We start from the raw sequence: 10,853 nt of genomic DNA, 5'->3' as shown, positions 1-10,853 counted from the left end.
GGGCGGGCGCGGGTTGACCCGCCGGCAGCGGGTGACGACCGGTGTCGTCGTCCTGCTCGCGGTCGCGGTCGCCGTCGGCCTCGCCGTCACGGCGGACCGGTCCACCGCGGCCTGGCCGCCGGCCGGTCGCTCGGCGTGCCGGTCGGTGCAGATCTTCACCGGCAGCGTCGGCTCGCCGTACAACCAGTTCGCGGGCGTCCTGCGCGCCCGGCTGCAGGCCGCCCCCGAGCACTTCGACGTCGACGTCGTACAGACCGCGGGCTCCACCGACAACCTCTACGACCTGCAGTCCGCCGACCCGCCGCGCTGTGCTCTCGCGATCGCGCAGCTCAACACCACCGTCGACGCGGCGGAGGGGGTGAACCAGTTCGACCCGACCCGCGGCGGCCAGAAGGTGACGGGCCTGCGAACCCTGGGCCCGGTGCACCAGGATCTGCTGCACGTGATCGTGCGGGATCGGCCGCGCGGGCCGGCGGACGCGCCCGTGCGCGGCCTCGCCGACCTGTGCCACCGCACCATCGCCGCCGGCGAGGCGAACTCGGGGACGCGGCAGATCGCCGACGTGCTGCTGCGGGTCGGGCTGCCGGGCTGCCATCCCGACCTGGATCCGTCGAACCTGGACAACGCGCTGCGGTTGCTGGGCGCCGGCCGGGTCGACGCGGTGGTCTGGGCCGGCGGCCCCGGCACCCGGCAGATCCGTGCCGCGATCAACGGCGGCGCCCGGCTGCGGCTGCTCGACCTGTCGGACCAGCTGGCCGGGATCACCCGCGACTGGAACGTCTTCTACGGCGGCCGGGAACGCTCCTACCCCGGCGCGGTGTTCGGCGCCGGCGGCCTGGGACCGGCGGACTACCCGGGGATCAGGCCGATACGAACGATCACGATTCCCAACGGCCTGATCGCGCGGGTGGACACCGACCCGGTCCTCGTTCGGCGGGCGACCGCCGAGCTGTTCCGCCGGCCGGCGGATTTCGCCACCGCGCTGTGGCAGACGAATCCGGCTCATCACACCATTCCGGACGCGCTCTCGATTTACGAAGGGCCGCTTTTTTGTTACATACCTCTTCATCCGGCCGCGGCGGAGTACTACCTTCGGCAATTCCGACGCGCGCCGAGCTGCGGCACGACATGACCGGATCTCGGTGACGTGACCGAGACGCGGGGGCGGCAGAGTGAGCGCCGACGGAGCCGCCGGGACCAGGGGCTGAGGGGCGCGCCATGCTACGACCACTGATCGACACCGATCCGGCGGTGATCGGCCCGTACCGGCTGCACCAGCGGATCGGCTCGGGCGGCATGGGCGTCGTCTACCTGGGCTACGGCGCGCAGGACCGGCCGGTCGCCGTCAAGGTTCCGCACGAGTACGTCGCGAGCGACCCGGCCTTCCGGGCGCGCTTCCGGGCGGAGGTCGCCGCCGCCCGGCACGTGCGCGCACCGTCCGTCGCCGCGGTGATCGATGCCGACGTCGACTGCGTCCGGCCGTGGCTGGCCACGGAGTACGTGCCCGGACCCACCCTGCACGCGGCCGTGCTGGAGCGCCGTCCACTGGTGGACGGGCAGCTCGACGACCTCGCGATCGGCCTGGCCACGGCGTTGGCGGCGATCCACGACGCCCAGGTCGTGCATCGCGACCTCAAGCCCGCGAACATCGTCATGTCCTGGGAGGGGCCGAAGATCATCGACTTCGGCATCGCCCGCTCGGCCGACTACAGCGGGTACACCCAGGCCGGCGAGCTCGTCGGCACGATCGCCTGGATGTCCCCCGAGCAGCTCGACGGCCACGTGGCCACGGCGGCCTCCGACGTGTTCGCCTGGGCCTGCTGTCTGGTGTTCGCCGCGACCGGCCGGCGGCCCTTCGCCGGCGAGACCCAGGAGATCGTCGCGCTGCGGATCACCGCGACCGAGCCGGACCTCGACGGCGTGCCCGACCGGCTGTGCGACGTCGTCCGCCGCTGCCTGCACAAGGAACCGGACGAGCGACCGACCGCCGCGGCCCTCGTCGACGTCCTCACCTGCGCGCTGCGCCCGCGCGGCACGCCCGACCGGCCGGGCGAGCACGCCGCGCCCGTGGCACGCGAGGACGGCTCGGCGACGCAAGCGCCTGATCACGACGAGACGCGGCAGTCCCCCCACCCGCGACCGCTGACCACACCGCCGCTGACCACACCTCGGCCTACGCACGGGCCGCCCACGGTCCGGCCCGCGGCGGCGCCCGCGCCGCTCGTGGCCGGGCTGGTGCTGGTGCTGGTGCTGGGGGGCCTGCTCGGCGCGGCCGGTCTGTGGGCCGCGGGCACCGGGCACCCGCACCCGGACGTGGTCGGGGTGGCCGCGGCGATGCTGGTCGGCGCGGCCTGCGCCCAGATGCTGTTCCCCAGCGGCCAGGTCACGGGCACGCTGGTCACCGTCCTGGCCGCGTTCACCGGCGCGGGCGGCGGCGTCGTGCTGGCCCGGGCGTCGGGCGTCGATCAGCCCGGGCGGATCCTGCTCGCCGTGGCCGCGACCCTGCTCGTGGCCACCGGATGCGCGTTCGCGATGGCCCCGTCAGCGCCCGGACCACCGCCGCCCTGACCGGCGCCAGGCACCGCGCGGTCCCATGACCTGGGACGACTCGCCGGCCCGACACAGGCATGGGCGCAGCTCGTGACATTTCGGCTCAGCTGGGAAGCTGGCCTGCGACAATAGACGAAGCCAAGGGGGTGTCGTGGCTGCCGTTCCGGTAGGCAACCGCATGGTGGCGGGCCGATACCGTCTCGTCGCGCGGCTGGGTGCGGGTGCGATGGGAACGGTCTGGCGTGCCTTCGATTCCGTCCTGGAGACGGAGGCGGCGCTCAAGGAGATCGAGTTCGCCGGCGGGGTCGCCGACGCGGAGCGGGCCGACCGGGTCGAGCGGGCGCTGCGCGAGGCGCGCCATGCCGCCAAGCTGCGCGCTCATCCGCATGTCGTCACGATCCTCGACGTCGTCCTCGATGACGGCCTGCCGTGGATCGTGATGGAGCTGGTGCCGTCCCGCTCGCTGTTCGAGGTCGTCCGGGATGACGGCCCGTTGCCGCCGGCCGAGGTGGCGCGCGTCGGGGTGGCGATGATCGACGCTCTGGTCTCCGCCCGCGACCACGGCATCGTCCACCGCGACGTCAAGCCGTCCAACGTGCTGATCGGGTCGGACGGCCGGATCGTGCTCACCGACTTCGGCATCGCCACCGGCGACGGGGATCCCACCCTGACCGTGACCGGCGTGCTCGGCACGCCGCTCTACATGGCCCCGGAGCGTCTCAACAACCATCCGGCGACGTTCGAGGCGGACCTGTTCAGCCTGGGCGGCACGCTGTACTACGCGGTCGAGGGCCGTCCGCCGTTCGAGCGGGACAGCTTCGGCGCGATGCTCGCCGCGATCGTGCTGCACCCACCCGGGCCCACCCGGCACGCTGGCGCCATCGGCCCGGTGCTCGACGGTCTGCTGGAGAAGGACCCGGCGCTGCGGATGACCCCGGACCGGGCCCGCGACCTGCTCGAACAGGTCGCCCTCAGCCGGGGCCGGGTCGGGGTGAGCCGGGCCGACGGCCTGTCCTGGCGCCTGCGGTTCTCCGATCCGCACGGCCGCGACGGCACCGGCCGCACGCTCGGCCCCCCACCGCCGTCGCCGCGTTCCGCGCGGGATGCCAACGACGTCGACGACGCCGACGCCGACGCGGAGACCCGGCTCTCCCCGCGCGCCGCCGAGCAGCCACCCCCCACGCCGCCGGCCCGCCCCGCGGCACCGGCCGAGATCCCCGCTCCGCCGAGCGAGCATCCCTCCGCGCCGGCCGCGGAGCCCGCCGCGCCGGCCGAGCTCACCGCGACGGAGCAGGACGGCGCGGTGCTGCTGCGCTGGACGCCGTCCGCGACGCCCGGCGTGTCCTACCGGGTCTGCCGCGTGCTGGCCGACCCGGCCGCGCCGAACGGCCGCCGCGAGCGCAGCCTCGGGATCACCGCGGCCACCGAGCTGTTCGACGCCGGCGTCCCACGCGGGGTCGAGCACTGGCACGAGGTGGTCGCGGTGCTGGCCAGCGACGCGGGGCGGCTGCGCTCGGCGCCGGCGCGCAGCGGGCCGCGGACGCTCGCCCCGACGGTGACGGCGCTGCGGGCGAGCATGGCCGGCGACGCGGTCGAGCTGTCCTGGCGGCCGATGGCCGAGCACGACGAGGTCGTCATCGAGCGGACCTTCGCCGAGACGTCGCCGCTGTCCGGGGCGAAGCGGCGGTTCCGCGGCGCGGGCGGCCATTTCCTCGACGAGGACGCGTCGACGAGCGCCGTCTACCGCTACCGGGTGTGGGTGCCCTCGCCGGACGGCAACGACGGCTCGGACGCGCTGGCCCCTACCGGCGCCGCGGAGATCATGGTGCGGGTCGTCGCCCGGCCGCGGGCGGTCCTCGACCTGGAGGCCCGCGGCACCCTCGGTGGCACGGTGCTGCGCTGGACGACCGTGCCGGGCGCGGTGGTGCGCATCTACGCCACCTCGGCGCCCACCCAGTCCGGGCTGGCCGGCACCGGCCCGTTCGGCCCGGCGGACCACGAGGTCAGCGCGGGCTCCCTGCAGGGCCGGGCGCGCCTGGTCGGGGAGAGCCGCCGCGGCCGGCTGGTCGACCGGGAGCCGGAGCCCGCCGTCGTCTACACCCCGATCACGGTCGCCGACGACCGCGCGGTGATCGGCGCCGCGGTCAGCCATACCGCGGTGTGAGCCGCCGCGGGCGGGGATGCGAGCATGCGGTCCCGTGACCGACGACGTGACGGGCGCGCCACCCCCCGCCTACGGCTACCTTGACATCGACGCCGACACCGCCCGGTCGGCCAGCCGCATCTACTGGGACGACGCGGCCGCCGAGTACCAGGCGGAGCACGGCGAGTTCCTCGGGGACAGCGACTTCTGCTGGAGCCCGGAGGGACTGCGCGAATCGGACCTGCGCCTGCTCGGCGAGGTGGCCGGCCGCACGGTACTGGAGGTCGGCTGCGGCGGCGCGCAGTGCGCCCGCTGGCTGCGCGGGCAGGGTGCCCGAGTGGTGGCGTTCGACCTGTCCAGCGGGCAGTTGGCGCAGGCCCGCGCCTACGCGGCGAGCACCGGCGTCGACGTCCCGCTCGTCCAGGCCGACGCGATGGCGCTGCCGTTCGCCGACGCGAGCGTCGACGTGGCCTGTTCCGCGTTCGGCGCCGTCCCGTTCGTCGCGGACAGCGCGGCGGTGATGCGGGAGGTCGCCCGGGTTCTGCGACCGGGCGGGCGCTGGGTGTTCTCGACGACGCACCCGTTCGTCTGGTGCCTGCCGGACGACCCGGACGACAACGGCCTGCGGGTCTATCACAGCTACTTCGACCGGCGTGCCTACACCGAGCACGACGACCAGGGCCGCGCCGTCTACACCGAGACGCACCGCACGATCGGCGACCGGGTCCGCGAGATCGTCGCGGCCGGGCTGGTCCTGCACGACATCATCGAGCCGGAGTGGCCCGCCGGCCAGGACCGGACGTGGGGCCAGTGGGGCCCGCGGCGCGGCGAGTACGTGCCGTCCACCTCGATCTTCGTCACCAGCCGCCCACCCGCCCGCTGAGCGGACGCCGAACGGACAGTACGCGACACCCGGGGAACGAGCCGCTCAACGGGTCACCAGCTCGTCCCACTATGCGCACAACACCCCCGGGCGCACGGAAGTGCCCCAGACACCCCCGTTATGGTGGGCCCCGCATTCGCCGTTGGGGGCAGACCGTGGATCACGTTCACTCCACACCCGGAGATGCCACGTCCAGGCGCGGCAGTCCGGGGATTCGTGCGTCCGCGAGCGTGGCGCTCGCCGTGACGCTCGGCCTGGCCGCCGGCTGCGCCTCCGGCAGCGCCGGCAGCGACTTCACCCCGGCGCCGCACGCGACCCGCAACGCACCCCAGATCAAAGCCGACCCGCTGCCGCCGCTGAGCAAGTTCGTCATCCAGGCGGACGGCAGCCAGGTGTCGACGGTCAGCGCCGACTACCTGTTCGACTCAAACAGCAGCACCCTGTTGCCGCAGTCGGTGACCACGCTCTCGCAGATCGTCCCGGCGATCCGTGAGCACGCCGGCCGCATCGCCGTCGTCGGGTTCACCGACGGGGTCGGGCGCCCCGAGGACAACCAGAAGCTGTCGCTGGACCGGGCGAAGGCCGTCGAGGCGTGGCTGGCGACGCAGAACATTCCCAGCTCCGTGCTCGATGTCGAGGGCCGGGGCGAACAGGGCGCGCGGGACGGCGTCGCCGACGCGAGCCGACGCCGAGTGGAGATCGTTCTTCGATGACGTGCGACGTTGAGGCCGCCCGAAACGGCCGCCGCTGGACCGACCGCGCCCGGACCGCGCTGGCCCGGCCCCGTGGGGGACGCGGGACCGGCCCGGAACGCCGGTTCGGCACGGACCGCCGGGCCCGGGTCGCCGGGGTGGCCGCCGCCGCCATGCTCGCGACCACCGCGCTCGCGGGCTGCAACGGCGGCCTGCTCGGCACGGCCAAGGCGAGCGGCCCACTGGACTGCGGCAAGTACGAGGAAAAGACGCCCGAGTCCGGCGCGCCGCTGCTGCTGGTGCTGCTCGACGTGAGCGACAACTCGCCGGCCACGGCGCAGCGGGTCGAGGCGCGCCTGCAGCCCTACCTCGACACCGCGCTGAAGGACGGCTCGTTCATCCGCCTCGTCGCCAGCGGCGGCGGCCCGATGACGTACTCGGACTGCTTCCACGGCGACCGGATGTTCGAGATCAAGCGGAACAACAGCCGCCGGGCGGAGAAGGACCGCACCGCGGCCGCCAAGGCTCTGGGCACCGAGGTCAGCCACATCGTCCAGGCTGAGAAGGTCAACCCGGCCGGCAGCGTCACCGGACTGCTCGGCGGCATCAACGACGAGGTCACCTCCGCGCGCTCCACGCCGGGCGTGAAGGTCACCGACGTGACCGTGCTCGTGTGGACCGACCTGCTCGGCACCGGCCAGGACGCCGACTGCCTCAACACCGAGGGCAAGACGGCGTCGCCCTCGATCGCCGAGGGGCTGGTCAAACGCTGCTTCGAGACGGGGCAGATCGCGTCGGCCGGCGCGGCGAAGGTCCGTTTCCTCGGTGTCAATGAAGGCACCGCGGACCGTCCCCAGCAGGAGCTCGCCCGCTACCTGCGGGCCGAGCTGTGCCGACGGATCAGCAGTGACTGCAGCTAACGCACTCACGGATCCGCCGGCGCCGGCCGCCACGCCGCCCGTCCAACTCGTCCTGACAACGCCCATCCAGACCACGCCCATCCAGACCACGCCCGTCCAGACCACGCCCGTCCCCGTCCCGCCCGCGTCCGACGGCGCGGCGCCCCACTCCCCGGAGCCCGCCGTCCGTACCCGTCGCGGCCCGCACCCCGCCGATCCGTCCCAACCGCTGCCGACCGCGGCCCCGGTGCAGCCCAAGCCGAGGAGGCATCCGATGGGGATCCTGCACGAACCCGAAGAACAGCACTTCAGCCCAGCGCTCATGCGCTCGACCGTGGTCATCCTCACCTGTCTGGCCCTGCTGGCGGTGCTGGAGATCTGGGTGTGGCTGACCCTGTCGTCGCCGTTCGCCCGGGTCTCGGTCACCGGATCCATGATCGTGACAGCGGTCAGCTTCTTCATCGCCGGCAACACGTTCCGGCTCCGCGACATCCGCCGCCGGGTCGGCAACCAGGCCCGGGCCGGACGCATCGCGCCCATCGACGCGCTGTCCAAGCTGCCACCGCGGGAGACGATCCAGCGACGTTTCCTGCTCGGCGCGGTCGGCGCGATCGTCGGCGTCGGCACCCTGGTGCTGACCATGGTCTTTTCCGGTGACGAGCAGCAGGGCGCGCGCGAGTCGATGGTCGCCTCGGTGCTCGGCATCGTCTGCGCGATGCTCTGCTTCGTCGGCGGCACCTTCGCCCGTCCGATCGACTAGGAGCCTGAAACGGTGCTGCGCAGGGGAAACGCGCCAGGGCGTCTGGCCAAGCAGCTCATCCGCAGGGTGGGGGACGCCGACGTCGCGCTGGCCGGCGCGGAGACGCGCCCCAAGGTGCTCAAGAGCCTGGAGGACGCGGAGGTACAGGATGTCCGGGCGTCCGTGCGGGCCGACGGGCGAACGCTTGAAGAGCTGATCGCCGAGCTCCGGATGGAGATCGACTCACGGGCGGAGCGCCGGGAGCGGCGCACCGAGCTGATCAAGAACAAGGTCGAGCAGGGCCGGCTGTGGCGCAGCGTCGGGGTGCAGGAACGCATCCCGCAGATGGCGCTGGCCGGGCCGGCACGGGCGGCCGTGCTGACCGTGCTGGCGGCGCTCGACTTCTACGTGTTCGCCCAGTCGTACGCCGTGCTCGCCGACGTCGGCGGCTACGGTCCGGAGTGGTGGCTCGGTGGGCTGCTCGGCGTCGCCGTGTTCATCGCCGGGGTGGCGCTCGCGCACGGGATCAAGGCGTCGATCCTCGCCCGGGCGCAGCAGCAGATGCTCGTCGACGCCGACGCCGGCCGACTCAAGATCGACCCGGACACTCGGGAGCAGCTGGTCGAGTCCCGCTCGTCGCCGCTGGCCCTGGGCCTGACCACCGCGATCTTCCTGCTGCTGTCGATCGCCGGCGTGCTCGTACGCAGCCAGGGCACGGCCGGGGAGACGACCGGCGGCGCCGTGATCCTCTTCCAGGCGCTGATCCCGCTGGTCGCCGTCGCCGTCGAGCTGTACCTGCACGACCCGACCGAGCGGGACGAGCCGCTGCCCAACCTGTTCGACCGCCGGCTGGAGCGGCGCCTGGCCAAGGCCGAGCGGCGGCTGCGCATCGTCGCCGCGCAGGTCGAGGCGAAGGTCTCCAAGATCGAGAAGCTGTACCGGGTCGAGGAGGCCATCCTCGACGTCGAGCAGAAGGACATGGGCCTACGGCACACCACCGACCTGGTCCTTGGTGGCGGTCACATCCCCACCGTGCCGACCAACGGCCGCGTCGCCGAGGTCGACCGCGACCAACTGGAGAAGACCATCAAGATGGCCCGTCGCTCCTGACCGCGGGCACCGTCGGGACGGCGGCCTCCGACGGCAACGCGGCGGCCGCCGGCCATTCGGCGTCGGGTGGATCGGCCGCGTCGCCGTCGCTGGCGGGGTCGGCCGCGTCGGCGTCGGGATGGGCGGCGTCACTGTCAGGACCGGCCTTCTCGACGTCGACGTCGGCGCGGCGGGCGTCGATCCAGGCGTTCATCACCGCCCAGTGCATGGTCAGCCACTGCCGGCGGCCCGCGGCGGAGTCGGGGATCTGCTCCACCGGAGCCCACCACCAGCGCAGCAGCAGCGGAGCGGTGAACGGCACCGCCCGCCAGACCTCCCCGGGATCGTTCAGCTCGTCGAGGCCGGCATGCGCGACGATCATCGTCGCGGTGATCGTCCCGGCCGCCAGCGCCGCCAGCACCCCGGCCGGTCGCGGCGGCAGCACCGCGTCGAGGTCCTCGGCGACCGCCGCCCGGTCCCACTGGCCGCGCGCCCGCAGCCGGGCGATCAGCCGGCGCCGGCGTGACGGGGTGAAGTTCGCCCCCTCCGGGAAGATCACCAGCGCCTCGTCGGCGCCCAGCCGGCCCGCGAGCTCGCCGATCCGCGCGGCGGCCTGATCGTCCGAGCCGTCGTTGCGCACGAAGCAGGCGCCGAGCCGGCCGAGCAGGATGTCGATCGCCGGGTCGAGCTGAAGCCGGTCGATCAGCACCACGCGCGGGAGCAGCCGGTAGTGGCTGAGCAGCAGATGTACCAGCACGAACGAGTCCCCCGGCCCCCCGTGCCGGCTCAGCACGAGCACCGGCGGGGTGCCGCCGCCCGGGGCGGGCCCGACCGGCGGTTCGCCGATCTCCAGCCGGAATCCGACGAGCCGGCGCGCCGCCGCGATCAGCTCGTCGAGGGCGCGGCGCAGCAGCCACACGTGCGCTCCCTCGTAGCGGCGGCCGAGCGCCGGGCGGGCGAGCCACAGCCCGAAGGCGCTCACGATCACCACCGCTTCGGCGGTCAGGTAGGCCGCGGCGAGCAGGGCCGCCCGCGTGACCCGCAGCCGCCGGTCCAGCGGGGCGCCGAGCAGGCCGAGCGCCGCGACGACCAGCCCGACCACCGCCCCCGCCGCGGCGAGGGGCACGAACAGCGGATCGATCACGAACCGGCGCACCGGCCACGGCGGAACAGCCATCACGCTCCCTCCTCCGCGCCACCCCACGTCCGCACCGACCCCGTGTCGGCACCGACCTCGCGTCTCAGCCGACGTCCACCGAACGCGTCCGACCCTCGGTGGCCGCGTCGAGATAGGCCGCGGTCGCCGTGCGGGCCAGCGCGATGCGCCGGCGGAGGCCACCGGTGGAGCGGTAGCGCAGCGGCACGAGCGGCGCCCCGCGATCCCCGGCCGGCAGGACGTGCACGGCGACACCCGCCGGCAGCCGCGCCATCGCCTCGGTGAACCCGCGGCGCCGGGCGATCTCGAACGCGACCAGCCCCGCCTCCCACGGCCACCGCGGCGGCCGCAGCGGCCGTTCGATCCGTCCCACGTGCAGCACGTACACGGTGCGCGCGCCGAGCTCGACCGCCCGTCCCACCGGGTTGGAGTCGACGATGCCGCCGTCGATGAAGTGCTCGCCACCGATGTGCACCGGCGGCAGCAACGCCGGCACCGCGCAGGAGGCCAGCACCGCCTCGACCAGCGGACCCTGGTCGAACCAGTGCGCCGCCGCCCGCTCGATGCTCGCCGCCACGCACTGGAAGGGCACCGGCAGATCCTCGATCGGAACGGCCGGCAGATGGGTGCGCAGCAGCGCCCGCAGCGGCGCGTTGGAATGCAGATGCCCATGTTGGACGACGGACGCGAGCCGCCGAGCCG

At 74.0% G+C, this 10,853-nt stretch carries 10 protein-coding genes; 8 read left to right on the top strand and 2 right to left on the bottom strand.

Translation table 11 applies throughout. The features are described from left to right. The first annotated feature begins 13 nt into the window (after nt 1-13). From C1A33_RS12835 to C1A33_RS12800, 8 genes are all read left to right on the top strand, one after another. Complete coding sequence (locus tag C1A33_RS12835; RefSeq protein WP_243407478.1) at nt 14-1,132, top strand: TAXI family TRAP transporter solute-binding subunit; 1,119 nt, start codon at nt 14-16, stop codon at nt 1,130-1,132. Nucleotides 1,133-1,218: 86 nt separating this feature from the next. Further along, nucleotides 1,219-2,568, top strand: a complete 1,350-nt coding sequence (locus tag C1A33_RS12830; RefSeq protein WP_101831750.1) for a serine/threonine-protein kinase — start codon at nt 1,219-1,221, stop codon at nt 2,566-2,568. A 133-nt stretch (nt 2,569-2,701) separates the two neighbouring features. Further along, complete coding sequence (locus C1A33_RS12825; protein WP_101831749.1) at nt 2,702-4,714, top strand: serine/threonine-protein kinase; 2,013 nt, start codon at nt 2,702-2,704, stop codon at nt 4,712-4,714. A 34-nt stretch (nt 4,715-4,748) separates the two neighbouring features. After that, nucleotides 4,749-5,576 (top strand): class I SAM-dependent methyltransferase, encoded by an 828-nt coding sequence (locus C1A33_RS12820; RefSeq protein ID WP_341477220.1) that lies wholly within the window; start codon nt 4,749-4,751, stop codon nt 5,574-5,576. Nucleotides 5,577-5,806: 230 nt separating this feature from the next. Next, a complete protein-coding gene (locus tag C1A33_RS12815; RefSeq protein WP_243407477.1) occupies nt 5,807-6,289 on the top strand; it encodes an OmpA family protein in 483 nt (160 codons plus the stop codon). After that, nucleotides 6,286-7,188: a hypothetical protein gene (locus C1A33_RS12810; protein WP_243407476.1), complete on the top strand. Its 903-nt coding sequence runs from the start codon at nt 6,286-6,288 to the stop codon at nt 7,186-7,188. Before C1A33_RS12815 ends, C1A33_RS12810 begins: the two co-directional genes overlap by 4 nt. Before the next feature lie 253 nt (nt 7,189-7,441). After that, complete coding sequence (locus tag C1A33_RS12805) at nt 7,442-7,927, top strand: hypothetical protein (RefSeq protein WP_101831746.1); 486 nt, start codon at nt 7,442-7,444, stop codon at nt 7,925-7,927. Between the two features lie 12 nt (nt 7,928-7,939). Then, nucleotides 7,940-9,016 carry a hypothetical protein gene (locus tag C1A33_RS12800; protein WP_101831745.1) on the top strand — a complete coding sequence of 359 codons (1,077 nt, stop codon included), beginning with the start codon at nt 7,940-7,942 and terminating at the stop codon, nt 9,014-9,016. Here the strand turns inward: C1A33_RS12800 and C1A33_RS12795 are convergent. Both C1A33_RS12795 and C1A33_RS12790 read right to left on the bottom strand, forming a co-directional pair. Next, nucleotides 8,994-10,172 carry a 1-acyl-sn-glycerol-3-phosphate acyltransferase gene (locus tag C1A33_RS12795; protein ID WP_243407475.1) on the bottom strand — a complete coding sequence of 393 codons (1,179 nt, stop codon included), beginning with the start codon at nt 10,170-10,172 and terminating at the stop codon, nt 8,994-8,996. The two genes, C1A33_RS12800 and C1A33_RS12795, sit on opposite strands and share 23 nt — an antisense overlap. 64 nt (nt 10,173-10,236) lie before the next feature. After that, on the bottom strand, nt 10,237-10,853 hold a 617-nt coding region (locus C1A33_RS12790; protein ID WP_207770288.1), incomplete at its 5' end, for a patatin-like phospholipase family protein.

Origin of the sequence: Frankia canadensis (assembly GCF_900197875.1) — a bacterium.
Taxonomy (GTDB): Bacteria; Actinomycetota; Actinomycetes; order Frankiales; family Frankiaceae; genus Frankia; species Frankia canadensis.
Note: the sequence above shows the minus strand (reverse complement) of the source record. Positions and strands in the feature narration are given on the sequence as shown.